Below are 26,557 nucleotides of genomic sequence, written 5' to 3' on the forward strand. Positions count from 1 at the left end.
CAATTCCAAGAGAAGCATTTATAAGTCCTATATCATAAACGGACTTCTGGTAGGTCTGGCAGGAATGATCTTCATGGCAAGAAATAATGCCGGACTTCCAAACGGAGCAGTAGGTTATGAAATGACAGGACTTACAGCAGCGATCGTCGGCGGAACTTCATTTACAGGAGGAATCGGAACAGTCAGCGGAACTATCGCCGGTGCATTCATCATCGGATTCCTGGAAAACGTTATGAACCTGATGGGTGTCAACTCCTACATCCAGCAGATCGTACAGGGAGCTATCATTGTTCTGGCAGTAGCTTTCGACGTAATGAGCAAATCGAAAAAGACGCAAAAGGTAATCGTTGTAAAAGAAGAGAAGAAAGAAACCTCAAAATAACGTATTATACATTACACATTTTATTTTAAAATCACCAATCAATAACAAAGAGGAGGAATTATTATGAAATGGAAAAAAATCAGTGCAGTATTATTGAGCGCAGCCATGGTAGTAACTCTTGGAGCGTGCAGCAGTTCCAGCGACAGCGGATCTTCTGATTCCGGCGAGGGCAGTGGGGACAAGTACAGAGTATGTTTTGTAGCAAGGGCAAGCGCCGATACATTTGCTGCATGGATGACAACAGAGATGCAGGCAGCAGCTGAACAGTATGATGATATTGAATTGACTTGTGTCAGCGGTGAGGGAGATGACAATACAGAGAACGGTCTTCTTGAAGACTGTATCACACAGGAATATGATCTTGTTATTGTTCAGTCTAACAACAATGCAGCACAGGCTCCGTATGTAAAACAGCTGGTAGATGCAGGCATCCCGGTTATTACAACAAACCCGACAACACATCAGAGTGACCTTGACGGAAGCGATGACGATTCCGTAATGGAAGGAACAGGAACAGTAGACGCTGATCCGATCGAGCAGGCAAAAGTAAGTGCAGAAAGAGCAGTAGAAGAAGTACCGGAGAATGCAAATGTAGTCGTACTTAGAGGACCATCCGGAAACTACCATGCAGAAAAGAGAAGAGAAGCATGGGATACATACTTCTTCAAAGAAAGACCAGATGTAACAATTCTTTATGAAGACTATGCAAACTGGAATAGTGATGAAGCACTGGCACTCATGGAATCATGGGTACAGTCCGGAACACATATTGATGCGATCATTTCTATGAATGATAATATGGCAGCCGGCGCTATCGAAGCAATCAGAAAAGATACAGACTATGTAAATGCAGATGGAACAACAAGTTTCTTCGCATATGGAGTAGACGGAACTGCACAGGGATGTCTTCTGATCCAGGAAGGCCTTCTTACATCCACAGCACTCCAGAATGCAGCAGAGCTGGCAGAAATGAACATGGATTATGCTCATAAGGTTGTAACAGGAGAAATGGAAGTGACAGAGGTAAACGATTACGTTGACGCTCCGGAGATCAATGCAGATAATGTAGAAGAATATATCCAGATCTACATTGACAACGGCGAGATTTCAGAAGACGGAACTTTGTCATAAAACAGAAAAGAAGTCCTGACTTTAGCAGGCGTATAAAATGTGTAATGGTTGCCTGACAAGTCTCGGCTTGTCAGGCATATTTTATAAAAGAACGAAGGGAGAATGAGTATGAAGATGCAGAAAGCGGCCTACATGAGAGGCATCGACAAAATGGTAATAAAAGAGATACCGGTTCCTGAGATCGGAGACAACGAAGTTCTTGTCCATTTGGAGTATGTGGGAATATGCGGATCAGACGTACACTATTTCCACAGCGGCAGCTGCGGCGCCTACAAAGTGGATCTGGAAAAAGATTTTATGCTTGGACATGAATGTGCAGGAATTGTAGAAAAAGTAGGAGCAAATGTCAAGAGCCTGAAAGAAGGGGATAAAGTTGCTCTGGAACCGGGGATCACATGCGGAAAGTGTGAATTTTGTAAATCCGGACACTATAATCTCTGCCCGGATGTAGTGTTCCTTGCGACACCGCCTGTACAGGGATGCTATGAAGAGTATATCGCTTTCCCTGAAGATATGTGCTTTAAGCTGCCTGATAATATGAGCACAGAAGAAGGTGCGCTGATCGAGCCTCTTTCCGTTGGATTTTATGCAGCAAATCAGGGTGAAGTTCAGACAGGAGATACGGTAGTTATCCTTGGAGCAGGGTGCATCGGACTGGTGACTCTCCTTGCATGCAAGGCTCACGGAGCAGGAACTGTTATCGTATCTGATGTTGTAAATGCCCGGCTTGAAAAGGCAAAAGAGCTTGGTGCAGACTATGTAGTGAACGGCGGAAATGGAGACGTCTTAAAAGAGATAGAAAAACTTACAAACGGCAGAGGAGCAGATGTGGTATTTGAGACAGCAGGTTCTCCGGTAACCATCGCGCAGACACCGTTTATTGTAAGAAGAGGTGGTACCATCACTCTCGTAGGTATTTCTTCACAGGAAGAGATTTCTTTCAATTTTGCACAGATCATGGATAAGGAAGCACAGATCAAGAGTGTATTCCGTTACCGCAATATTTATCCGAAAGCAATCGCAGCAGTGGCAAGCGGCGCGATTGATGTGAAGAAAATCGTTACACACAGATTTGAACTGGACAATATACAGGAGGCCTTTGATGAGGCTGTCAACAATAAGACAGATCTTGTAAAAGCAGTTATTAAAATTTAGGAGAAAAATTATGTTGTATGTGGGCGTGGATTTAGGAACATCTGCAGTGAAGCTCCTCTTAATGGAGGCGGATGGAACTATAAGAAATATTGTGTCAAAAGAATATCCATTGTTCTTGCCGCATCCGGGATGGTCAGAACAAAATCCGGAGGACTGGCTGGAGAAGACACTGGAAGGGCTGCAGGAACTTACCAGGGGATACGATTCGCAGCAGATTGCAGGAATAGGTGTGGGAGGGCAGATGCATGGACTGGTTACGTTGGATGACCAGGATCGTCCGATACGCCCCGCCATACTGTGGAATGATGGAAGATCGGAAGAGGAGACCCGCTATCTCAATGAAGAAGTGGGAAAAAAGAAACTCTCAGAATATACGGCAAACATTGCATTTGCCGGCTTTACAGCCCCCAAAATACTTTGGATGAAAAAGAATGAGCCGGAAAATTTCAAACGTATAGCTAAGATCATGCTGCCGAAAGATTATGTGGTCTATAAACTGACAGGAATGTTCTGTACAGATATGTCGGATGCATCAGGAATGCTGCTCATGGATGTAAAAAACCGGCGCTGGTCCCAGGAGATGATCGAGATATGCCAAATCACAGAACAGATGCTTCCGAAGCTTTGCGAGAGCTATGAAGTAGCAGGCACGCTCCGCCCTCAAATGGCGGAAAAAGCCGGACTGACCGAGAAGGTCAAAGTTGTGGCAGGTGCCGGGGATAATGCGGCAGCAGCAGTGGGAACAGGAACGGTAGGAGAGGGACGCTGTAATATTTCCCTTGGAACATCAGGGACTGTTTTCATATCAAGTAAAAATTTCGGAGTTGATCAATATAACAGCATCCATTCCTTTGCACATGCAGACGGCTACTATCATTTGATGGGATGTATGCTGAGCGCGGCATCCTGCAATAAATGGTGGATGGATGAAATCTTAAATACAAAAGATTATGAAGCAGAACAGAGCAAGATTGAGCATCTTGGAGAAAACTCCGTATTTTATCTTCCCTATCTGATGGGAGAAAGATCCCCTCATAATGATCCGAAGGCAAGAGCTTTGTTTATCGGAATGTCCATGGATACTACACGGCAGGATATGACCCAGGCTGTTCTGGAAGGAGTTGCTTTCGGTTTGAGAGATTCTCTTGAAGCAGCAAGAAACTTAGGCATTACAGTCAGCCGGACGAAAATATGCGGAGGAGGAGCCAGAAGCTCCTTGTGGAAGAAGATCATCGCTAATGTCATGAATGTGAAAGTAGACGAGACAGAAAGTGAAGAAGGACCGGCGCTTGGCGGCGCTATGCTGGCTGCAGTAGGATGCGGAGAATATCCCACTGTAGAAGCGGCGGTAGAAAAGATTGTAAAGGTGGTACGGACCGTGGAGCCGGAACCCGAATTAGTAGAAAAATATGAACGTCAGTACCGGCGTTTCAGAGAGATTTATCCGGCGGTGAAAAATCTTTACTAATATTAATAAAAGTCTCTGGACAGGAGACAAAGTAAAAAAGGAATTTACAGAGAATGGCATGGAAGATATTTCTATGCCATTTCTTAACTTGTGACCTTCGAAAATACTGATTATAATAAAGGGGTAGCTAGATTAAGTGAGACAGATTAGATAAGAACAGGAGGAGGTCAATATGTCTCTGACGATCAGAGAAGCCCTGAAATTCGGCGGTTTATTCGGGGCAACTGTCGTTGCGGGAGAAGAGGGATTGGATATTCCCATTGAGAGTGTAAGTGTTCTGGAAATAGCAGACAGGAATATTTCACACTGGGTTTTGAAAAAGCAGCTTTACATTACCGCATTTTATGCCATTTGTGACAACGTAGAACAGCAGAAAGTTGTAATTCAGACTTTGATCGATTACGGGGGCTGTGGACTGGTGCTCTGTTATGTGGGGACATGGGTCCAGCAGATAGATCAGGAAATTATCGATCTGTGTAATGAGGCAGGGTTCCCTCTCATTCAGGCGCGCCAGGATGTGTCCTATATTGAGATCATGAACCCGATCCAGAATCTTCTCTATAAGGAGAATGCACCTGCACTTGAGCCAAACAATGAGACGGGAATCAGAAATGATTTTCTTAACCTGATCATTAACGAGGAGAATATGAATGTGGTCTTCCAGCAGATGAATCAACGCCTGGAAAAACGCATTTCCTATTATGATACCTATGGAAAAATTATTTTTTCCGACAGGGATGATGCTGATATCCAAAAAGAAGAAGAGTACCTGAAATACAACTTCAATCATGTTCTTTATGCATGCAGTAAAAAAGGCTATACAGTGCAGTCTATAGAAGGAAAGGAATGTCTGATCGTTCTGATCCGTTCCCAGAAAAATTTGTTCGGGCTTTTTATTACAGATTATGATGAAACCTTTTCTGAAGAAATGGAGGAAAAGCTGATCCATCCTTTGGTGGTATCGGGCTCTCTTATTCTCAGACGAAAGAACAGGATGGCAGATTTAAGAGAAAAGGCAGTGCAGGAATATGCGGCGGACCTTCTTGTATGGAATTTCCCTTCCAATGAAAGAGCGGTGGAACGGGGATATGAGTTGGGGCTTACCATTCTGGACAAGAATTGTATTGTTTTGATCAATATTAATTCTATCCAACAGATGACAAGCCCTAAAGTACAGCAGGAAATACAGGACTATGTGAAACGGGTTCTGCTGGGCAAAATTGAAGAGTTCATGAAATCTTATAATACAGATAACTGGCTCGCCCTTCGGAGCGATACAATTATTCTGTTTATGGATAACCGGGACAGCAAGATTGATATGAAAAAATTCTGCGGAAGGCTCCTGGGGCTTTTCCAGGGGAAGCCAAACCTGTCGGTTTCCGTTGGTGTCAGCAATTCATTCACAGAGGTGACGAAAATGCCGGATGCTTATTTTCAGGCTTTTGAAGCTGCTGTCATCGGAAGAGAGCATTACGGTGAGAATAAGGTCATTTTTTATGATGCCGTCTATTTCTTTCAGAAGCTGCGAAAAATGGGCGCTCAGGATGAGACATACGAGATATGTCAGCGTTTTATCGGCCCGGTGGCGTCCTATGATGAGGAACATGGGACGGAGCTGGTTGACACACTGCGTATTCTTTTGGAAAATAATGGAAATACTCACACAGCTGCTTCGCAGATGTATGTTCACAAAAATACAGTTCTGCAGCGAAGGAATAAAATTATAGAATTGTTGGGCTACTCACCTTTTGAGATGCCTCACCTTTTAAATTTCCTGATCGTTTTTGATATTTTGAAGGGAAAATAGAAATGGATATTGGGTTGTTGTGTGCGACTGCACACAGCAGCCCTTTTTTTGTGTATGGCTACACGGAGACAAAGGGCGGACGGTTTTGTTAAGATATAAACAAAAGAGAGTACCGGTGCTGGCATCAGCGTATACTAACAAGGAAAGTCAACGTAAGGAGGAATGAAGATGGGTAGTGTGAACAACGTATCAGAAAAGAAAACAGTACATTCGTCAAATGATAATGCGACGCAGCGAGTGCCGGAAGCCGAACAGAAAGGCTTTTGGAGTGTGGCGTTTGTCTGTGCCGGATTTTGTATCTGTATGTCCGGATTATATACCGGTTCAGCCATTGCATTTGGGATGAATTTTCGGGATGCGATCATTGCGACTTTAGTAGGAAATATTATTTTGAGTGTTTATGGAGGATTGATCGGGGCAGCAGGTGCAAGAGAAGGAGTGTCATCTTCTATTCTGGCCCGCCACAGTTTCGGAAGAGAAGGATCCAAAGTGATCGGTATCTTATTAGCAGTTGTTATGGCAGGATGGTATGCTGTGCAGGTAGGGTTCTTTGGATCTACAATGTCAGCTCTTTTCCCGGAAGGAGGATTCATTACATCTCAATATGTAGCAGCAGCCTGGGGCGGTATTTTGATGATGCTGACCGCTTATTTCGGATATAAAGGATTAAATATTTTAAGTTATATAGCTGTTCCATTGATTTTCATTCTTTCTGTAGTCGGTGTCGGATTGGCGATCAAAGGAGCAGGCGGCTGGGCAGCTGTACAGAATGTAGTTCCTACAGAACCAATGACGATAGGAACGGCAATTGTTACTATTGTAGGATCCTTTGCAGGAGGAGCAGCGGCACAGTCGGATATTACCCGTTATGCCAAAGACTGGAAAGCCTCCTGGGGCGGTACTATTTTCGGATATCTGATTGCCAATACATTTATTATTATGTCAGGATATCTGATTACAGCAACAACAGGAGAAAGTGATCTCCCGGTTGCGTTCCTGGCAATGGGACTTGGCGTAGCAGCTCTTCTGATTCTGATCCTGGCACAGTGGACGACAAATGACAATAACCTTTATACAGCAAGTCTTGGATTATCCAACTGTCTGCCATTCCCAAAGAAGAAGATTGTTATTGCGACAGGTCTTCTGGCAACACTTACCGGTACCCTGGGGCTGGCGGATTACTTTTCAACATGGCTGAATGTCCTGGGAGTAGCGCTTCCGCCTGTTGCAGGTGTGATCATATGTGATTACTATCTGATCCGGCATCGCCATTATGAGTATGGGCCGGGAACAAAGTACTGCAAAGTAAATATTTGGGCTTTTGCAGGAATGATCATAGGTATGATAGTCGGATTTACCGTAAAAGCAGGAATTGCTTCTATCAACTCTCTTGTAGTCAGTGTAGTGGCTTACCTGATCCTTATGAAAATATTCAGTAAGAGTGGACAGGGAATCATAGGGGAAGAGATCGAAGAAGAAGAGATCGAAGAATAGTATTGGAAATTAAAAATAAAAACAAAATGTAAAAAATAAAATTATATATATAAGGAGGACAATACTATGGCAAGTTATATGGAACTGGAACTGGCAAATGCATGTTACAAATTGATGCATGATCTGATTCAGGTAAAGAAAGGGGAAAGCGTACTGATTACAGCAGATTCCAAACCGGATTTTCGGGTAGTAGAAGAAATGGCAAAGGCTGCTGAAGTGCTGGGAGCAAAAACAATGGTTGCCTGGCATTCCACCCCGAAGGGATATGGCGCATTGACAATGCCTTATCTTCCGGATCCCTTGATTGCCTGTGTGGATAAGACAGATGTCTGGGTAGAAATGAATGATCAGTGGCTTCTGTATTCTCCAATCTGGGATAAGGCAGTAAATAATGGAAGAACAAGACAGGTTATGCTTGGCGGACTTAGCATTGAGAGAATTGTACGTTGTATCGGAGAAGTGGATCTTGAGGCACAGCAGGCATTCCAGAACAGATTAACTGAAATGACAAGAGCGACAAAACGTATGAGGATTACCAATGCGGCAGGCACGGATGTAACGTTTGAAAATGATCCGAACCGCCCGATCGGAAATGAATGCGATTACAGTTTTGCAGGAGGACATTTCCTCATCGGACAGATCGGATGGGCTCCGAAGGAAGAGACGATCGAAGGAGTGATCGCATTTGACGGAACAATTTCCGGAGGAGGCGATGCAGAGCTTGGCCACCTTACAGAGCCGGTATCCTATATCGTAAAAGAGGGAAGGATCCAGGAAATCAAAGGCGGCGAGCAGGCAGATATTCTCCGCGCTTATTATAAGAAACTGGACGATCCGAATATGTACATAGCTGCACATGTATGTTACGGAGTAAATCCAAATGCAAAACTGGAAGGATGCACGACAGAGGACGAACGTGTATGGGGCAGTACAGAATGGGGATTCGGACATCAGGGATCCTGTTATTCCGGAGGAGCTCCCCGTGAAGCAAAGAGCCATATCGACGGAATCTGTCTGAACTGTACAATTTATCTGGATGACAAGAAGATTCTGGAAGATGGCAAATTTATTGAACCTGAACTGGCAGAGTTAGCGAAAAAGTTAGGGAAATAGCAGGGTATATGCAGCGCCCAAAGCTCATAAGCCCCCACTGGCTTTGGGCACTGCAGCTGTTGATTGGCTGTATAAAATGGCAGATGTGATACCGCATCTGCCATTAAAATTAGAAATGAAAAGGAGAAGGCAATATGAGAAAATTAAAAATATGTGCAGATCCTTTTCCACCTTATCAGTATATTGACAAGGACGGATGTGTAAAAGGAAGAGATTATGAACTTGTTGCCGGAAGGCTTCACAAAGCGGGCTATGAAACGGAAGTTTGTATTGCACCCTGGAATCAGATTTATCCTGAATTTGAAAGCGGCCAGCAGGATGTTCTGTTTCAGGCGCAGGATTCGCCGGAACGTCTGGAAAAATTTTATTTATCAAAGAAGCTTCGGGATGCTGTAACAGAAGTGGTGACTGCTGATGAAACATTAAAGGACATTCAAAATTATTCGGAACTGGAGAACTACCGTCTGGGAGTGATCGCAGATTTTGCAAATGGTCCTGAGATTGACAGCTTATCGGCTTCATGCAAAGTGGAATTTCCAGATGCAGCGGCAGTCCTTAAGGGAATTTATGACGGTGAAGTTGATTTCGGAGTGCTGGATCAGGGCGTGAAAGAATATCTTATGTCCGATAATGTTACGTTGTATCCTGCTCCTGCACTGACATACTACAGACCGTTATATGTTATGTTCCGTGAAGAGAAAGTAAGGGATGATTTCGATGCGGCCGGAGAGCAGACATAAGGAGGAAAAGGTATGATTTTTGACGGTCATGGAGATATATGGACAGATGTCACCAACAAAAGGATCAAAAACAAAGAGAGAGATATTTTCCGTAAGTATCATCTGGAGAAATTCCAAAAAGGCGGTGTGAACGGAGGGATATTCGTTATCTGGCTCGATCCGCCGTATGATGCAGATCCTGTCAAACGTTCAAAAGAGATTGTAGAGAGTATCCAGTGCGAACTTCAAGATGCGTCAGATATTTTAAATCCGGTGAAAAAATTTTCAGACCTTGCAGCAGGAACAGCAGCAGGAAAAATCAATGCAGTGACAGGAATGGAAGGGCTAAGTCAGATCGGCGAAGATATAGACCTGATCAATTACTTTTATGACGAGGTTGGCGTAAGGCATGCCATGCTTACATGGAATGAAGAGAATGCCCTTGCAAGCGGATGGCCGGGGGATCCAAGGCGAGGATTGACAGAGGCTGGAGAAAAGGCGGTAAGAAGAATCCAGGAACTTGGGATGGTGATGGATGTCTCTCATATCAATGACAAGGGATTCTGGGATATCATGAATCTGGCCCGGGGACCGGTGATCGCATCTCATTCCAATGCCAGATCTGTGTGTCCTGCCATGAGAAATCTGTCAGATGATATGCTGAAAGAAATTGCGAGAACAGGAGGGCTGACGGGAATAAACAGTCTTCGGGAATTTATAGATGAAAATCGCGAGAAGCAAACGGTAGAGCGCCTTGCAGATCATGTAGAGTATATTGCAGAGTTGATCGGTATTGAGCATATCGGTCTGGGATTTGATTTTGACGATTATCTGGAAGAAGAGGCGCTTGGCTCTTTCAGTTCCAATTTGGACTCTCCCAGTGGAAAAGGGATTTCCAATGAAGCGGAAGCGGGAAATCTTCTGGAAGTGCTGCAAAAGAGAGGATATAATCAGGAACAGTTAGATGCCATTGCCTATAAAAATTTTTATCGTGTTTTTCAGACAGTATGGAAATAACAGACCCTTCTTTTTATGCCTGTAATCCGGCCGGATGATTCCGGTCAGATTGCAGGCATTTTTCTATACTCCCGAGGTGTGCAGTGATAGAAACGGCGGAATACTTTGGCGAAGTTGCTCGGACTGTCAAAACCGCAGGAAACAGATATATCAGAAATACTTCTTTCGGGTTCCCGAAGGAGAAGATCTGCAGCCTGCATGCTCCGGTATTTCAACAGATATTGAATAGGGGAGGTCTGGATTGTTTTTTGAAAACAGCGCAGGCATTCCCGCTCTCCGATATCAGCAGTCCTGGCGATTTCCGGTAAAGTAATTTCGCCGGAATAATTTTGATGGATATATTCCAGCATTTTTTTGATACGCAGATCATTTTGACCTGAAGTGGAAGAAGAAATGACCATCTCTTCTTTGAATTTTTGGGAGAGGAAAAAGCAGATGCAAGATAGCTTTTCCCGCACAATAAATTCAAATCCAGGCGGTTCTTTTTTCATGACCTCAAAGGCAGCGCAGAAATCCCGGATGATTTCCGGGTACTTTGACGATGGGAATAAAAAGCCGGAGAAGGACGGGCAGGAAAGGAGGGGGTGCACATACTTTTTTGCAAAGACAGAGTTGTCTGTTCCGGTCACAAGAGAGGGAGAAAAAACAAGGGAGTGAAGCAGACAGCCTTCGAGGGAAGATGCAAAGTGCAGGGTGTTGGAATTGATAGCAAAAAGGTCCCCCTTCCTGACACAAAAAGAAGAGGAAGGGATTCGCACTTCCATACTTCCTTCTGCTGCATAGACTAATTCCATTTCCTCATGCCAGTGCCATGGTATCGTATCTTCCGGATTGTCGGTATAGAAAGCGGCATAACCGGCACAGGGGAAATCTAAGGTGCCATGCATCTGGAGTTCTTTTAATCCCCGGTTCAGATTCAGCCCGCATTCGTGAAGCGCCATAAAAGTTCCTCCTTTTCCAGGTTTGTATTACAAAATCCGTTATTGTTGCAATTGTCGGTTTTTTTATATTATATGTCCAAAATTGGGTTGTTTCAACAGGAAAAAGTCGCTAATATTATGAGACGGAAAGTATGACGGGCTGCCGGAGCGGGGACATCCAAAGCAGTCCGGAGCAGACAGGAGGAAAACAATGTTTCAATTATTGTTAGCGATTATTTATCTGGCATTTATCAGTCTGGGGCTGCCGGATTCCCTTTTGGGTTCCGCGTGGCCCAGTATGTATCCGGAATTTTCGGTTCCGGTTTCTTATGCAGGAATTGTTTCCATGATCATTGCAGCAGGGACGATCGTATCCAGTCTGCAGTGTGACCGCCTTACCAGGAAGATGGGAACAGGGAAAGTAACGGCTTTCAGTGTATTACTGACTGCAGCGGCATTGTTTGGATTTTCTATCAGTCATTCTTTTGCGGAGCTGTGTCTTTGGGCTGTTCCTTATGGTTTGGGGGCGGGCTGTGTGGATGCTTCGTTGAATAACTATGTGGCGCTTCATTATGCCAGCCGTCATATGAGCTGGCTTCATTGTATGTGGGGAGTAGGTGCGTCTGTCGGCCCTTACATTATGGGATTTGCGTTGTTTCACGGACAGGGATGGAATATGGGTTACCGCTATATTTCGTTTCTCCAGCTGATTTTAACTGCTGTTTTGTTTTTTAGTCTTCCTCTTTGGACAAAGTCCGCTGCCGGAGGAGAAGACAAGGCGGAAGAGAGGACGGTACAAGGAGAAGTTCTGACACTGCCTCAGATCATACGGATTCCCGGAGCCAAAGAAATTATGATTACTTTTTTCTGTTATTGTGCCCTGGAGCAGACAACCGGCCTTTGGGCCAGCAGTTATCTGGTACTGCATAAAGGGCTTCCTTCGGAAACTGCCGCGAATTTTGCCAGTCTGTTTTTTATCGGAATTACAGTGGGACGAGGGCTGTCCGGGTTCTTGACGCTGAAATTGAATGACAGACAGATGATACGGCTGGGGCAGGGGATTATTCTGTTTGGAATTATCTTGCTTCTGCTTCCGTTTGGAAATGGAAGCGCGCTTTTGGGACTGATTTTTATCGGCCTTGGCTGTGCGCCCATTTATCCGTCTATTATTCATTCTACCCCGGGGTACTTTGGGGCGGATAAATCCCAGGCCATGATCGGTGTCCAGATGGCGTTTGCTTATGTGGGAACCTGCCTTATGCCGCCGGTATTCGGGCTGATGGCAAATCATATCAGTATTTCCCTTTTCCCTTTTTATTTGCTGGCCATTTTGTGTATCATGCTGTATATGCATGAAAGACTGCAGAATGTAATATCTGTCTCCCGCAGAAATGCTTGTTCTGCCGGAACATATCGTCTATAATAGGTGGAAGATAAAATACCGCTGTCAGCGGACTTAAGAAACCGTTTGAAGCGGGGCGGAAGAGGAGAAGGCAGCATGGACTATAATCAGGCAAGGATGGAATTTGAGCAGTATCTGAATGATTATGACCGGACAGACGGCAAAGTAAAGCTGAAGATTACTCATACATATGGTGTTGTGGCAAGAAGCGGCCAGATTGCAGAAAGGATGGGACTTTCGGCAGAGGACAGGGAACTTGCGAAGATGATCGCTCTTCTTCATGATATCGGAAGATTTGAACAGTTGAAGCGGTATGACAGCTTTTTGCCGGAAACAATGGATCATGCGGCATATGGAGCGGATATTCTTTTTAAAGGAGGGCTTATCCGGCGCTTTCTGGAGGAGGATACCTGGGATTCTATTATAGAAGAGGCTATCCGGAAACACAGTGACTATATTTTGTCCGGCATCGAAGATCAGAGGACTTTGCTTCATGCCAGATTGATCCGTGATGCAGATAAACTGGATAACTGTCGTGTAAAATTAGAGGATCCGCTGGAAACGTTTATGAATGCTTCAGCACAGGAAATTGGAGAACAGAAGATTACAGAAAAGGTTCGTGATGATATTTTAAAAGGGAAGAGTATATTGTCCTCGGACCGGATAACGGATATGGATTTCTGGGTATCTTATCTGGCGTACTTTTATGATCTTAATTTTAAAGAAAGCCTGGAAATTGTAAAAGAAAATAATTATGTGGGAAAAATAGCAGGGAGGATTCCATATTCAAACCCGGAGACAAAGGCGACAATGCGGAAGATTTCAGAAGAATTGGAGAAGTATATTGACGGACGGCTGAATACAGGTACCCTTCATTTTGCGCGATAAGCCGGGCAGGCGGCCGTCATGCTTGCATGAACGGACATTTGCCTGGCAACGGACAGCGAACGGCTTTGCCGTGAGCTGCCTGCGGTATCGAACAGATAAGCCGGGCAAGCGGCCGTCATACAGCGAAGCGAAAGGAAAGATAAAATGAAAAAGAATATGAGAAAGGACATTTTAATTACGGGTTTTGCACTGTTTGCTGTCTTTTTCGGATCGGGAAATCTTATATTTCCGCCCCAGGTAGGTCTTTTGTCGGGACAGTATGTACCGGCGGCCATGGCAGGCCTTGCCCTTACCGGTATCCTGTTTCCTATGATGGCGGTGGCAGCTGTGGGGAATACAGGATATGACCTGAAGGATATGATGCGCCATGTTACGCCATGGTGGCACTATTTCTATATGGGGATCGGTCTTTTGGCAGTAATATTCGGAACGATCCCAAGATGCGGGGGCGTTGCCTATGAATCGGGATTGGAAGGAATCTTTGGCAGCATGCCGTCTTACGTGAGAATTGGTTTTCTGCTGTTATTTTTTGCTGTGTCCTATTATTTCGCCATGAATAAGTCAAGTGTAATAGATAAGATAGGGAATTACCTTACGCCGCTTCTTCTGGTCAGCCTGGTTGCAGTGATCATTCTGGCAATTGTTCACCCCATTGACAGGCTGGGGGAAGGGGAGATCACAAGCGGAACAGAGGCATTTGTCAATGCATTTCTGACCGGGTATAATACCGGAGATGTAGGAACGGGAATCATCTGTGCCGGGATATTTATTGAAGCGTTCCGGAATAAAGGTTATACGGAAAGAAAGGAATATAAAAAGGCCATGTTTGGTATCATAGCTGTCGGTTTTGCGCTTCTTTTTGTTGTGTATGGCGGGCTTGCGTATCTGGGCGCGCAGGGAACAAAAATTTATCCGGCGGATGTGGATACTACCTTTCTTTTAACTGACCTGGTAAGGCGGATGGCCGGTTATGGAGGCAGTGTGGTACTGTCGCTGGCTGTTATTTTTGCATGTCTGACAACCGCGGTGGGAATGATCGCCACAACAGGAGAGTGGGTGGAAGGATGGACGCAAGGGAAGCTGTCCTATAAGCTGGCGGCACTTCTCATTACAGCAGCCATTTTCTTCGTATCATCTACAGGAGTCAGCAATGTGCTTGCTATTTCCGGACCTTTGTTTACTGTGCTGTTTCCGATGTCAGTAGTTATGACATTTCTCGGCTTACTGAAAAAGTATGTTCCCAATGACGGGGCGTGGAAGGGCTCTGTCTTTATGGCGGCGCTGATGTCTGTTTTTGACGCTTTAAATGTTGCTCACGCCTCAGGACTTCTAAAAGCGGATATTTCCGGAGTGATGGAGATGGTTTATAAAATTCCTCTGGCAAAGGAAGGTTTCGCATGGCTGATTCCTACAATAATCGGATTTGCAGTGGGAGCGCTGTGGGGAAATTTTGCAGATAAAGACAAGAGCAGCAGAAGATAAGAATCACAGAAAAAAGAACAGGGGAGGATAAAATGGAAAATAAAATTTTTGAAAATGGCAGAATCTTTACATCTGATGACAAAAATCTTTATGCGGATTCCATGATCGTGGAAGAAGAGAAAATAGCCTGGATCGGCAGGCGGGCGGAGATGCCTTCCTGCAGTTATGAAAGAGTGGATCTCAATGGAGCGTGCGTCATACCGGGACTGATCGATGCACATATGCATCCTGTGATGCTGGCAGATTTCTCGCAGCAGATATCGGCTCTCCCTCCAAGAGTAAATTCTATTGCAGAACTCATTGAAGAAATCCGGAGGGTGAGGAAAGAAAAGTTTGCAGACAGGCAGGATGGGAAATGGATCGAAGGATGGGGATATGACGAAGGGAAATTTGCGGAGCAAAGAGCGCTTACCCGGTATGATCTGGATGAAGGCTGCAGCGATATGCCTGTCTGTATCATCCGCACCTGCGGTCATATCCGGTGCGTTAACAGCAAAGCTCTGGAGATTGCCGGAATTGACAGGAATACACCGGATCCGGAGGGCGGAGAAATTGAGCGTGATGCAGACGGCGAACCGACAGGCGTTCTGAAAGAGAATGCGAGAAATTTGGTTACGCCATTTATGCCGGTTCCAACCAGGGAAGAGAAGGTAGAGAATCTGATAGCTCTGGGCCGGCTTCTTCTTTCGCAAGGAATTGTGGGAGTGACAGACATGGGCAACCTGGATAAAGGGGACAATTATCCCCTTTATGAGGAAGCGGCAAAACGGGGCTGGGAACTGAAAACTGGGATTTACTATATGTGGGATTTTTTTGCCGAAGACAAAGACTTCGACCTTTCAGGAGAAAAGAGGGACCGGGCACAGCAGATATTTGCAGCGGGTCTTAAGCTGATCGGAGATGGAAGCGTGTCCGGACGGACTGCCTGGATGAGCCGTCCTTATCTGGGTCGGACAGAAGAGTACGGATTGCCGGTCTGTTCAGACGAGCTGGTAGAGTCGGCAGTTTCCTTCTGCAAAAGAAAGCACTGCCAGCTGTCTGTACACGCTATGGGCGGGAAGGCGATCAAACGGGCGGTAGACAGGCTTTGCCTGGAGGATGACTGGATGGAAGGCAAGGAAAATGTGCCATATGCAAGAGTGGAGCACATTACAGATCCTTCTGAAGAAAGCATTCAAAAAGCGGCAGAAAAAGGAATTGCATTTGTAACACAGCCGATTTTCATGTATGCGGAGATCGAGAGCTACCTGAAAAATCTGGGAAAAGAGTGGATGAAAGAATGCTATCCGGTAAAACGGATGCTGGATAGAAAGGTGCAGCTGTGTTTTTCAACCGATGCACCGGCCACATCGTGGGCAGTTCCATCTGACCCTTTCCCCTGTATAAAAGCAGCCGTAACACGCAGAGCATGGGACGGAACAGACTGCGGCAGGGACCAGGCTGTTGATATTCGGACAGCGGTGAAACTATATACGAGAGAGTCGGCGAAAGCGGCTGGCTTTCCGGAGATGGGGCAGCTGAAAAGAGGATACAGGGCAGATTTTGTTGTCCTGGATCGAAATATCTTTGAAATTCCGGAAGAGGAAATTGATAAGATAAAAGTACAGAAAGTATTTATTAAAGGAAAAAGAGTTTATGAAATTTGAACCTAAAAAAGACATAAAGAGAATCATCATCGTCTGTCTGGCAGCAGTGATCATGGCCTTGAATATCAAATCTTTCGTGCGGACAGGCGGATTATATCCGGGCGGAGCAACAGGGCTTACCCTGCTTCTGCAGCGGATGGGGGAATTGTTTTTTCATGTGACAATACCATATACCATTGTCAATGTAGCCCTGAATGCAGTGCCGGTCTATATAGGATTTCGGTTTATCGGGAAAAAATTTACGCTGTATTCCTGTCTGATGATCGTGCTTACCAGTGTACTGACAGATATCCTGCCGGGATATGTGATTACTTATGACACGCTGCTGATCAGTATTTTTGGCGGGCTGATCAACGGCCTGGTGATCAGTATGTGTCTGATGATGAATGCAACAACAGGAGGAACAGACTTTATCGCCATATTTCTGTCAGAGCGGAAAGGGATTGATTCCTGGAATATGGTGCTGGGACTTAATGTGGTGATCCTTGCCGCAGCAGGTATTTTATTCGGATGGGACAAGGCATTGTACTCCATCATTTTCCAGTATACGTCTACACAGGTACTCCACATGCTTTATAAAAAATATCAGCAGGAGACACTTTTTGTAGTGACAAATAAGGCGAAAGAGGTTTATGAGGCAATCGCCAGGACAACAAATCACGGGGCGACTATTATTGAAGGAGAGGGCTCTTATGAGAAAAGAGAGCGTAAGATCGTGTATTCGGTCGTATCCAGTGCTGAAAGTAAGCGCGTGCTGAAAGCGATAAACGAAGCGGATCCCGAGGCATTTGTTAATCTGATGAAAACTGAGCAGATTGCAGGGAAGTTTTATCAGAAGCCTACAGAATAGATATCCGATAATACAAAATAAGGGAAAAATAGGACAAAGATTTTCCTTTTTTCTTATATTACAATTGTTTCATATTAAGAGAAGATCACTGCATAGAGCAGGGATTTTCAGGAGGGAAAAAAATGAAGGAAGTAACCTTGGAAAGATTAAATGAAGCAATTGAAAATTTTGCATTTGAAGGGAAAATGACAGAGTGCCGTCCATATGGAAGCGGACATATTAACGACACTTATCTGCTTTCCTATGAAATAGGGGTAATGGGAAGGATCAAAGTCATTCTGCAGAGAATGAATGGAGAAGTGTTTGAAAAACCGGAAGAGCTGATGGAGAATATTGTAAATGTGACATCATACCTGAAAGAAAGGATTGCAGAAAACGGGGGAGATCCGGAGAGGGAGACTCTGAATGTAATACCGACAAAAGATGGCAGCTCTTATTATAAAGATTCTGAAGGAAATTGTTGGAGATCCTATAAATTTATTACCGGAGCCACCAGCTATGATAAGGTGGAAAAGCCGGCCGATTTCTATGAAAGCGCAGTGGCTTTCGGAAATTTCCAGCGTCTTCTGGCAGATTTTCCGGCTGAGACACTCCATGAAACGATCAAAGGATTTCATGATACAAAAGCCAGATTTGCTGTTTTTGAGAAAGCAGTAGAAGAAGACGTAATGGGGCGGGCTGCATCTGTGCAAAAAGAGATTGCATTTGTGCGGAGCAGGGAAAAAGGTATTGCCAATTATTTCAGTGAACTTCTGGAAAAAGGCGAGCTTCCTTTGCGCGTTACCCACAATGATACGAAACTGAATAACATTATGATCGATGACAAGACCGGAAAAGGAATCTGCGTGATCGATCTTGACACGGTAATGCCGGGACTTGCTATGAATGATTTCGGAGATTCCATCCGTTTCGGAGCAAGCACAGCAGCGGAAGATGAGAGAGATTTAAGTCTTGTATCCTGCAGCATGGAATTATTTGATATCTACGCAAGAGGATATATCGAAGGATGCGGCGGTAAGCTGACAGAGCGGGAAATCCTGGAGCTTCCTATGGGGGCGAAGACCATGACATATGAGTGCGGAATGAGGTTCCTTACTGATTATCTGCAGGGAGATACTTATTTCAAGATCCACAGAGAAGGTCATAATCTGGATCGCTGCCGTACGCAGTTTAAGTTAGTGGAAGATATGGAACAGAAGTGGCATACGATGCAGTCGATTGTAAAGAAGTATATGTGAAAAAGATAACAGGACACGTAGTAAAGTTGCATTTTACTACGTGTCCTGTTATCTTTTTCACAGAATCTTCATTTTTGCAGGTATTGAAAAATATGTTCTGAAATGTTATCGTTAAAAAATCAAAACAAAAGGGAAGCGATAGCATGAGGCTGACAGTAAAAGATATAAAAAAATTGTGGGACAACGGACAAGCAGAGCTGGTAGCGGGCGAAAAAGGGCTGGACCGTACTGTAGTGGTATATGACATGATGGAACAGCCGGATATCAAACCATGGCTTAGGGCGGATATGCTGCTTATCACTACCGGATATGCCATCCGTAACGACAAAGGGGCGGTTCTTAATCTGATCCGGGATTTAAATGAAGCGGGGGCCGCTGCTCTGGCCATCAAGACACGATTTTTTGACCATTTCCCGGAAGAGGCCCTGAAGCTAGCAGATCAGCTTCAGTTTCCGCTCTTTTTTCTCAACAATGCCCTGGGATTTATTGAGGCTGTGTATCCGGTAATGGTTGCCATTGTGGAGGCTAAAAACGGGGTAGAAATGCGGACGCGCTATCAGATCGGACAGATTGAGAAAAAGGAACTGGATCGGAAATTTTATTTCGACCTGGTGCAGGAGAGGTTTGACCGGGAAGAAGAGGCGCAGATCAGGGCCAATTCTCTGTACTGGCCTATGATGCCGGTAAGGATGATGGAGATCTGCACGAAATATCCGGAAGAGCAGTGGTCCGGTCAGAAAAAGGAAAAAGCGGAACAGCTGGCGGAAACATTTTTTATGAAACAAAATCTCGGGTACACAGTGATTTCTCTTCCGGAAAAGATAGAGGTCCTGTTCTGTGAGCCGGGGCGGATTTTAGCCTTTAAAGAAAAGCTGGAAGAGTTTGAGCAAAGTTTGAAGAAATTATGCAAAGTAGATTTTCATATACTTGTTTCCGATAGAATAGACGGGTATTTTGATATGCCCAAAGCCGCTCATCAGATATCGGAACTTTCGCAGATTGCCGGAAAAGATTTTGAAGACCAGAAGATTTTCTGGTGGGAAGAAATGAAATACGAAGAATTGCTGCTGGAAATTTCCAGGCTTCCGCAAGTGAGATCTTATGTAGAAGAACGGTTGTACAGTCTGGAAGAGTATGACAGGAAACATGGGACCGGTCTTGTGGAGACATTGGAAGTGATGCTGCAAAACGGAGGATCGAAAAAGCAGACGGCGGAAAAGTTGTATCTTCATAGAAATACTATGATGTACAGAGTAAAAAAGATTGAAGAAATACTAAAGTGTAATATAGGAGATTTTACAACTTTGCAGGAACTGGCATTTGTTTGTTTAGTAAGAAGATATCTGACAGAAAACGGGAAGGAAAGGATAAAAAATTGACAAAAGCTGTGCGCTGGGCACAAAGATTCTGACTAAAAATTGGATTCGGAGAATAAAGACTTCAATTTGATAAAGTGCTAAAATAAAGAGGTGTTAAGCCAATGTGGGTGATCGTCACATTGGCTTTCTTTGTACCTGGACGCTGTTTTGACTTGAAAAAGGCAAAGTGGCGAGTGAGAGAAAAGGAGGAGAAAATATGGACGAACAAGAGAAGAAATCGTTTGAGCAGCTGCATATTACAGCGGCTGAACATCCTAAAGCACTGGCTCCGCATGTTCTCATACTGAATATTATTATGAGTGTGCTTGGAGCAATTATCGGGCTGGAATTGATCGTACGTACCGGCGTGGCTCCTAATACGTCAATTGTCGGAGCGCTGTTTGCGATTATACTTTCCAGGATACCTCTGGCATTTTTGCAGAAATACAGGAGTATCCACAGTCAGAACATGATTCAGACTTCTATATCAGGAGCAACATTTTCAGCGGCCAACAGTTTGCTGCTTCCCATCGGTATTCCGGTTATTATGGGAAGAGAAGATCTGATGTTTCCAATGCTGATCGGCGTGTTTATCGCAACGATCATTGACGCAACAATCCTTTATAAAACATTTGATTCGGAAATGTTCCCGGCAGAGGGAGCATGGCCTCCGGGAGTTGCATCTGCGCAGTCTATTCTTGCGGTTGTGGAAAAAGGCCGGAAGGCAATGCTGCTTCTGGTAGGTATGGTGATCGGTATCGGCGGTAAAGTCATCGGTGTCCCGACAGACCTTCTTGGTGTGTCCTGGTTCGGAGACTTTGCGGCAATGGCAGCGCTTGGTGTCGGAAGTATCGTCATCGGTGTCCTTAATACCAATGGCTTTATTATTGATATTTTCGGGAAAAGTTTTCCGGTCGTTACAGATATTTTCGGCGAGGGAGCAGATCTTATGTCACAGACTATGTTCCAGTATATGCCTCACGGAATCATGATCGGAGCAGGACTCGTCGCGCTTCTTCAGGTCTGTAAAATGCTGTTTGCCAAAAAAGGCGATGATGCAAGTGCAGCGGGGAAATTCAGCCGCAGCATGGGAAATATGAAGAGCGCTCTTGGATGGGGATATGTGGCATATTTCGTCGTAGCGATTGCTCTGGCGGTTATTACCGGTATCTGGTCAGAGATGACACCGTTTAAGCTGGTGATCTGGATCATTTATGCAGCATTTGCGGCAATTGCTTCCGAGCTGATTGTAGGAATTTCCGCTATGTATTCCGGATGGTTCCCGGGATTTGCAACGGCGCTTATTTTCCTTTTGGTAGGTATGCTGATCGGATTCCCGAGTATGCCTCTGGCTGTGCTGGTTGCCTATACGGCAGCGACAGGCCCGGCTTTCTCTGATATGGCATACGACCTGAAATGCGGATATATCCTCAGAGGATACGGAAAAGATCCGGAGCTGGAAAAAGTAGGAAGAAAACAGCAGTTTATTTCAGAAATTGTAGGATTTATAGTTGCATTTGTTATGGTGGCTCTTCTTGCGCGGACTTACTTCTCGCAGGGGTTGTACGCACCGGTAGATGCGACCTTTGCAGCTACGATTGAAGCGGGCGCAGGCGGAGAAGTTGCAAAATGGCTTCTGATCTGGGCTGTTCCGGGGGCGATCATTCAGCTTCTTGGAGGTTCCAGACAGGTGGGAATCCTTTTTGCAACCGGTCTTCTGGTAGGAAGCACCATCAACGGTCTTACGATCATCGTGGCCTTGCTCATCCGTGCGATCCTGGTAAAGAGAAACAAAGAAAACGAGCACACACTCAACATTCTGGGTGCCGGCGCACTGGCAGGTGCGGCTCTGTACAGCTTCTTTACGGCGACGCTTGCCCTTGGAAGCAAGAAAGAATAGCGGCTCTGTTCAAGTGTCGGCGTAAGGGATTTTCCTTTATGCCGGCATTTGCAGTATAAAGCAGATCATTTTAAGGAAAGAAGGGGATTTTCAAGTGGAGAAAAAGGAAGGACTTAAACTGACAGAAGAAGTACTGGATGATGTCCTCGCAGGAGGCACGATCCTTGGCGGAGGAGGCGGAGGAGATCCGGTAAAAGGAAGAAAATATGCAAAGATCGCGGTAGAGTATACAGATCTTCGTCTTATTCCGATTGAAGAGATTGATGACGACGCGGTTCTTCTGACCGCTTCCCTTGTGGGAGCTCCAAATGCCAAAGACCAGTTTATGACAGCCAGGGATCTTGCTTATACGATCGAGATGATCAAAAAGAATACAGATCTGAAGCTGGGCGGTATTATCACAAATGAGCAGGGAGGAGAGGCGTCTGTGAACGGATGGCTTCAGGCTGCCATTTCCGGTCTTCCCCTTGTGGATGCACCGTGCAATGGGCGTGCCCATCCTACCGGAGTTATGGGGAGTATGAACCTTCATAAGCAGAAGGACTACAAGACGGTTCAGGCATGTGTAGGAGGCAATCCGGAGACGGGAGATCATGTGGAGTGTTTCTTTGAAGGAAGCATCGAGCATACCTCAAAACTTGTGCGCATGGCGTCTATTGAGGCAGGAGGACTGGTGGCGGTTGCCAGAAATCCGGTGACAGCTGCCTATGCAAAAGAAAACTGCGCTATCGGCGGTGTCAGCTTTGCTATAGAGACAGGAAAAGCTTTCCGTAAAGGGCTGGAAACTTCTGTGGAGGAAGCGGTAAAAAATGTGTGTGAATTTCTCGGTGGTTCTATCCTGGCAAAAGGAGAGGTGAAAAACTTCTCTATTGAAACAACAGGAGGATTTGATGTGGGATATGCGGAAGTAGACGGCTGCCAGCTGACATTCTGGAATGAGTATGCCACAGCGGAAAAGGACGGAAAACGGCTTGCGACTTTCCCTGATCTTATTATGACCATCAATGCAAAGACCGGAGAGCCTGTTACCACAGCTATGATGGAAGAAGGACTGGAGGTCTATGTGATCGGGGCAGATAAGAAAAATCTGAAGCTGTCTGCCACCATGTTTGATCCGGAACTGTTGAAACAGACAGAAGAAGTGGTCGGAAAAGAGATGGTAAGCTACCTGTAAGCGGCAAAAATGCGAAATGTACAGCGCTCCATGGAAAGCATGGACGAAAAACAAAATAGAAAAGCAGAAAAAGGAGATAAAAGCCATGTTAATGAAACAGATTATTGAAGCGTACGATATCCTGGATGATGGAAATGTGACAGGGAAGAAAGTAGAAGAATATTTAAGAACGATCAAACCGGATGCAGACATCGAAGTATATGAACTGAAAGGGTCAAAAGGTTCCACAGATATGCTGAAAGTGCGGATCCCCGGATCCAAAGGAAAGACAAACGGAGGAAACGCTCCGACCATCGGACTCCTTGGAAGACTGGGAGGTCTTGGAGCGCGCCCGGAAAGGATCGGATTCGTATCCGACGGTGACGGAGCACTTGCAGCAGTTGCTCTTGCGGCTAAAATCCTGGATATGCAGAACAAAGGAGATATGCTGGAGGGGGATGTTCTGATCTCCACACATATCTGTCCGGATGCGCCGACACAGCCTCATGACCCGGTTCCGTTTATGGGATCTCCGGTAGAGATGTCACAGGTGAACCAAGAAGAAGTGTCAGACGACCTGGATGCTATTCTCTCTGTTGATACAACAAAGGGAAATCGCGTGATCAACACAAGAGGATTCGCCATTTCTCCTACTGTAAAAGAAGGATATATTTTAAGAACATCAGAAGACCTGCTGGATCTGATGCAGATCACAACAGGAAAACTTCCTTATGTATTTCCTCTGGCAACACAGGATATTACTCCTTACGGAAATGACGTACATCATATCAACAGCGTTCTGCAGCCGTGTACTGCAACAAAAGCTCCAGTTGTAGGAATCGCCATCACAGCAGAAGTTATGGTGCCGGGATGCGCGACAGGAGCAACCCATGCAGCGGACGTAGAAGAAGCAGCGCGCTTTATGCTGGAAGTTGCAAAAGCCTTCGGAAGAGGACAGTGCAAATTCTATGATGAAGCAGAATATGCACGTCTTGTAAAACTGTATGGAAAGATGGATCATTTACAGACACTGGGACAGGAATAAGAGGTGAATACAGATGAAAATTGGTGCGATCACCATCGGGCAGGCGCCGAGAGTCGATGTGACAGCAGACATTATGGATATTTTTGAAGGGCAGGCTGAACTGGTGCAGGCAGGAGGCCTGGACGGACTGACAAAGGAAGAGATTGCAAAGTTTAAACCGGAGGAGGGAGACTATGTGCTGGTCTCCCGTCTGACGGACGGTACTTCTGTGACCTTTGCAGAGCGCTATATCCTGCCGAGGCTCCAGGAGGCTATTGACAGGATGGAGGAGGACGGCTGCAGGCTGATCATGTTCTTCTGCACAGGAAAGTTTCCGGAAACACTGACGTCCAAAAACATTCCTCTGCTCTATCCCTGCGATATTCTGGATCGGATTGTTCCTCTGATGACAAAGAAATCCAACATTATCTGCATGACTCCGTCACCCCTGCAGCTTGCGCAGACAGAAGGAAAATGGAGTCAGTATGTGGATAAGGTGACATCCATCGCAGCATCACCTTACGGAGAGTGGGAAGATCTGGAGAAAGCTGCGGAGCAGGTGAAAGATATGGACGCTGATCTGATCGTCCTGGACTGCATCGGTTATACACAGGAAATGAAGCGTATGTTTGAGGAGAAGACCGGGAAAATGGTCGTCCTTCCGAGAACGCTTCTTGCACGCGTTGTATCAGAGCTGACAGATTTGAAAAAGAGAGGATAGACATACCATGAAAGACTTAGTAAAAATTGCAGAGCAGGTACTTGTTTCCTGTCTGGGAGTAAAAAAAGAAGAATCCGTACTTGTGATCACTGACGACACAAGAAAAGAGATCGGCGAGGCTCTCTATGAAGCATCCTGCCATCTTGGCTGTGAAGGAATGCTGCTTGTGATGAAGGAGAGAGAAGTAAGCGGACAGGAGCCGCCTAAAGCAGTGGCAGAAGCCATGAAAGCGGCGGATGTTGTCATTGCGCCTACTGCCAAATCTCTGACTCACACAAGTGCAAGGATCGAGGCTGCGGCAGCAGGAACCAGAGTTGCGACCATGCCGGGAATCACAAAAGAAATGTTCAGCAAAGGTGCTATGACGGCCGATTACGGCGAAGTGGAGAAACTGACGGCAAAGATCACCGATATGCTGACAGAGGCAGACAATGCAAGAATTGAAAAAGACGGAATGGTATTGAACATCAGTCTGAAAGGAAGAGACGGCGTGCCAAGTCCGGGAGTATATAAGGAAGCCGGGAAATGCGGCAATCTTCCTTCCGGAGAAGCGTACATTGCACCTCTGGAGGACGGATCCGACGGCGAGATGATCATAGACGGTTCCATGGTGGGAATCGGAAAGCTGGAAAGCCCGCTTCACATGAAGATCAGCGGCGGCAAGCTTCGCCAGGTGACAGGAGAAAAAAGTGAAAATCTGGACATCCTGCTGAAAAACGAAGTGAACGGTACTCTGTGTGAACTGGGTATCGGAACAAACGAAGCAGCGATTCTGAACGGCATTATTCTGGAAGATGAAAAAGTGTACGGAACCGTACACATTGCGTTTGGAACCAATACATCCTTCGGCGGGGTAAACAAGGCAGAATGCCACATGGACGGCATTATACTGAAGCCGACGCTCTATCTTGATGATACACTTGTTATCAAAGAGGGAGTGTTCCAGGTATAGAAAAAGGCGAACCCTGCAGCAATGGAAAAGCTGCGGGGTTTTTTATAAAAGTAAAAGGAGGAAGCAAAATGAGTCAGCATGAAAAGAAGTTTAAAGTAGGCCTGATCCGGGTTCTGACCTGTGAGGATCCGGAAGTATTATATTCCCATCAAAGACAGATCATGGAGAAGTTTCCCACTCTTGATGTGGAGACAAAATGTATTCCCGACCAGCCGGAGGGGATCCACAGCCCCCGACTTTGCGAGATCGCGGTTCCGAAGATCGTGGAAACGGCGAAATCCTTTCAGGATGTGGATATGATTATTGTAAGCTGTGCAGATGATCCGGGTGTACGCCAGATAAGGGAGGCGCTTCCGGGGATGTCGGTAACCGGCGGCGGAGAGACAACAGTGGCCCTGGCCCTTCGGTACGGCTCGAAAATCGGAGTCCTTGGGATCACGGATTATGCTCCGGACGCTTATGCAAGACTGCTTGAGGGGAAAATGATCCTGGAAAAACCGGATGGTGTGGACAGCACTCTGGATCTGATGACTCCGGAAGGAAGAAAGCAGGTGATCGCTTCCGGAAAGAATCTGAAAGAGAAAGGGGCGGAAGTGATCGCCCTTGCATGTACAGGTCTTGCCACCATTGGCGTGGCAAAAGAACTGGAAGAGGCAACCGGTCTTCCGGTGATCGATCCGGTGCTGGCAGAAGGTCTGTTCGCTTACTATGAGAGCATCCGCAGATAAAAGAGAACG

23 protein-coding genes are annotated in these 26,557 nt (G+C 45.6%); 22 read left to right on the forward strand and 1 reads right to left on the reverse strand.

From position 1 onward, the window contains the following. The 9 genes from WJ238_RS11160 to WJ238_RS11200 all read left to right on the forward strand — a co-directional run. On the forward strand, positions 1-382 hold a 382-nt coding region (locus WJ238_RS11160), incomplete at its 5' end, for an ABC transporter permease (RefSeq protein ID WP_524537000.1). 63 nt (positions 383-445) lie between these two features. Then, a complete protein-coding gene (locus WJ238_RS11165; RefSeq protein WP_230105068.1) occupies positions 446-1,513 on the forward strand; it encodes a sugar ABC transporter substrate-binding protein in 1,068 nt (355 codons plus the stop codon). Positions 1,514-1,621: 108 nt separating this feature from the next. Further along, complete coding sequence (locus tag WJ238_RS11170) at positions 1,622-2,668, forward strand: NAD(P)-dependent alcohol dehydrogenase (RefSeq protein ID WP_230105069.1); 1,047 nt, start codon at positions 1,622-1,624, stop codon at positions 2,666-2,668. 10 nt (positions 2,669-2,678) lie between these two features. Next, entirely contained in the window at positions 2,679-4,136 is a 1,458-nt protein-coding gene (xylB, locus tag WJ238_RS11175) for a xylulokinase (protein WP_337606966.1), read from the forward strand. A gap of 172 nt (positions 4,137-4,308) precedes the next feature. Beyond that, positions 4,309-5,943 carry a PucR family transcriptional regulator gene (locus WJ238_RS11180; protein ID WP_337606967.1) on the forward strand — a complete coding sequence of 545 codons (1,635 nt, stop codon included), beginning with the start codon at positions 4,309-4,311 and terminating at the stop codon, positions 5,941-5,943. A gap of 168 nt (positions 5,944-6,111) precedes the next feature. After that, positions 6,112-7,437 (forward strand): cytosine permease, encoded by a 1,326-nt coding sequence (locus tag WJ238_RS11185; RefSeq protein WP_337606968.1) that lies wholly within the window; start codon positions 6,112-6,114, stop codon positions 7,435-7,437. 66 nt (positions 7,438-7,503) lie between these two features. After that, positions 7,504-8,550, forward strand: a complete 1,047-nt coding sequence (locus tag WJ238_RS11190; protein ID WP_256192975.1) for a 2,5-dihydroxypyridine 5,6-dioxygenase NicX family protein — start codon at positions 7,504-7,506, stop codon at positions 8,548-8,550. A gap of 134 nt (positions 8,551-8,684) precedes the next feature. Next, positions 8,685-9,290 (forward strand): substrate-binding periplasmic protein, encoded by a 606-nt coding sequence (locus WJ238_RS11195; RefSeq protein WP_337606969.1) that lies wholly within the window; start codon positions 8,685-8,687, stop codon positions 9,288-9,290. Between the two features lie 12 nt (positions 9,291-9,302). Then, entirely contained in the window at positions 9,303-10,286 is a 984-nt protein-coding gene (locus WJ238_RS11200) for a dipeptidase (protein ID WP_316269714.1), read from the forward strand. A gap of 44 nt (positions 10,287-10,330) precedes the next feature. Here WJ238_RS11200 and WJ238_RS11205 read toward each other — a convergent pair whose 3' ends face one another. Continuing rightward, positions 10,331-11,227, reverse strand: coding sequence for an AraC family transcriptional regulator (locus tag WJ238_RS11205; RefSeq protein ID WP_337606970.1), 897 nt, complete (start codon positions 11,225-11,227; stop codon positions 10,331-10,333). A gap of 190 nt (positions 11,228-11,417) precedes the next feature. On the opposite strand from WJ238_RS11205, the gene WJ238_RS11210 reads away from it, so the two are divergent. The 13 genes from WJ238_RS11210 (at position 11,418) to WJ238_RS11270 (ending at position 26,548) form a co-directional block, all read left to right on the forward strand. Further along, positions 11,418-12,629 carry an MFS transporter gene (locus WJ238_RS11210; RefSeq protein ID WP_337606972.1) on the forward strand — a complete coding sequence of 404 codons (1,212 nt, stop codon included), beginning with the start codon at positions 11,418-11,420 and terminating at the stop codon, positions 12,627-12,629. 75 nt (positions 12,630-12,704) lie between these two features. Further along, complete coding sequence (locus tag WJ238_RS11215; RefSeq protein WP_256192980.1) at positions 12,705-13,496, forward strand: HD domain-containing protein; 792 nt, start codon at positions 12,705-12,707, stop codon at positions 13,494-13,496. 144 nt (positions 13,497-13,640) lie between these two features. After that, positions 13,641-14,978 (forward strand): branched-chain amino acid transport system II carrier protein, encoded by a 1,338-nt coding sequence (brnQ, locus tag WJ238_RS11220; RefSeq protein WP_337606974.1) that lies wholly within the window; start codon positions 13,641-13,643, stop codon positions 14,976-14,978. 32 nt (positions 14,979-15,010) lie between these two features. After that, entirely contained in the window at positions 15,011-16,624 is a 1,614-nt protein-coding gene (locus WJ238_RS11225; RefSeq protein WP_337606975.1) for an amidohydrolase, read from the forward strand. Further along, on the forward strand, positions 16,614-17,474 hold the full coding sequence (locus WJ238_RS11230; RefSeq protein WP_230105081.1) for a YitT family protein: 861 nt from the start codon (positions 16,614-16,616) through the stop codon (positions 17,472-17,474). The genes WJ238_RS11225 and WJ238_RS11230 overlap by 11 nt, the downstream gene beginning before the upstream one ends. A gap of 122 nt (positions 17,475-17,596) precedes the next feature. Then, positions 17,597-18,712: a phosphotransferase enzyme family protein gene (locus WJ238_RS11235; RefSeq protein WP_337606977.1), complete on the forward strand. Its 1,116-nt coding sequence runs from the start codon at positions 17,597-17,599 to the stop codon at positions 18,710-18,712. Positions 18,713-18,855: 143 nt separating this feature from the next. Beyond that, entirely contained in the window at positions 18,856-20,091 is a 1,236-nt protein-coding gene (locus tag WJ238_RS11240) for a PucR family transcriptional regulator (protein WP_256192985.1), read from the forward strand. Positions 20,092-20,287: 196 nt separating this feature from the next. Continuing rightward, the gene (locus tag WJ238_RS11245) at positions 20,288-21,970 is read left to right on the forward strand and encodes an OPT/YSL family transporter (protein WP_230105084.1); all 1,683 of its coding nucleotides are present in this window, start codon (positions 20,288-20,290) and stop codon (positions 21,968-21,970) included. A gap of 94 nt (positions 21,971-22,064) precedes the next feature. Continuing rightward, complete coding sequence (locus WJ238_RS11250) at positions 22,065-23,144, forward strand: S-methyl thiohydantoin desulfurase family protein (protein ID WP_230105085.1); 1,080 nt, start codon at positions 22,065-22,067, stop codon at positions 23,142-23,144. An 85-nt stretch (positions 23,145-23,229) separates the two neighbouring features. Further along, positions 23,230-24,168 carry a DUF1177 domain-containing protein gene (locus WJ238_RS11255; RefSeq protein ID WP_230105086.1) on the forward strand — a complete coding sequence of 313 codons (939 nt, stop codon included), beginning with the start codon at positions 23,230-23,232 and terminating at the stop codon, positions 24,166-24,168. Positions 24,169-24,181: 13 nt separating this feature from the next. After that, the gene (locus WJ238_RS11260; protein WP_230105087.1) at positions 24,182-24,868 is read left to right on the forward strand and encodes an AroM family protein; all 687 of its coding nucleotides are present in this window, start codon (positions 24,182-24,184) and stop codon (positions 24,866-24,868) included. A gap of 7 nt (positions 24,869-24,875) precedes the next feature. Continuing rightward, complete coding sequence (locus WJ238_RS11265) at positions 24,876-25,820, forward strand: aminopeptidase (RefSeq protein WP_337606980.1); 945 nt, start codon at positions 24,876-24,878, stop codon at positions 25,818-25,820. 68 nt (positions 25,821-25,888) lie between these two features. Then, complete coding sequence (locus WJ238_RS11270; protein WP_337606981.1) at positions 25,889-26,548, forward strand: aspartate/glutamate racemase family protein; 660 nt, start codon at positions 25,889-25,891, stop codon at positions 26,546-26,548. Positions 26,549-26,557: the final 9 nt, after the last annotated feature.

Origin of the sequence: Claveliimonas sp. (genome assembly GCF_037273965.1) — a bacterium.
Lineage (GTDB): Bacteria > Bacillota > Clostridia > Lachnospirales > Lachnospiraceae > Claveliimonas > Claveliimonas bilis.